The 698-nt window shown below is 79.7% G+C and carries 1 protein-coding gene; it reads left to right on the top strand.

Features of this window, described 5'->3' with window-relative positions; translation table 11 throughout:
- Positions 1-534: ComEA family DNA-binding protein (locus CRM73_RS19450; RefSeq protein ID WP_229588832.1), on the top strand; the 534-nt coding region annotated here is incomplete at its 5' end.
- Between the last annotated feature and the right edge of the window lie 164 nt (positions 535-698).

Raw genomic sequence — 698 nt, 5'->3', positions numbered from 1 at the left:
TCCGCCGCGGCCCAGCCGCCCGCGGCGGGGTCGACGCTGCACGTGCACGTGACCGGGGAGGTGGCCCGCCCCGGCGTCGTGTCCCTCGAGGCCGGGGCCCGGGTCGTCGACGCGGTCGAGGCCGCCGGAGGCCTCACCGATGCCGCCGTGACGGAGTCCGTGAACCTGGCCGCCCCCGTCACGGACGGCCAGCAGGTGCTCGTCCCCGACACCGAGACCGCTCCCGTCCCTGCTCCCGGAGCTCCGGCGCCCGGAGCCGCCGCGGCGCCGGGAGCGGCGGTGCCGCCCGGGGTCCCGGGTGCACCGTCCGGGACCGGGGCACCGGAGGGCGCCGCCCCGGGTGGGACGCTGAACCTCAACACGGCCACCGCGGCCGAGCTCGAGACCCTCCCGCGGGTCGGGCCCGTGCTGGCCGGACGGATCGTGGAGTTCCGGCAGAAGCACGGCGGATTCGCCGCCGTCGCCGACCTCGACGCCGTGCCGGGGATCGGCCCCGCCCTGATGGAGTCGCTCGGGCCGCTGGTGAGCGTGTGAGGCGCCCCGTCGAGTGGTGGGCCGGGGCCCTGGAGCACCAGGAGCACCGCGACGCCCGCGCGCCGGGCCGCACCTGGGACCTGCGGCTCGTCCCCGCCGCGCTGGGCGCGTGGCTCACCGGTCTGCTCGCCGCGCACCTGCCCCCGGCACGGGTCGCGGCCGCC

Source organism: Kocuria sp. CCUG 69068 (assembly GCF_020833785.1).
GTDB lineage: Bacteria > Actinomycetota > Actinomycetes > Actinomycetales > Micrococcaceae > Kocuria > Kocuria rosea.
The sequence above is the reverse complement of the archived record's forward strand: the minus strand, read 5'-3'. Positions and strand labels throughout refer to the sequence as shown.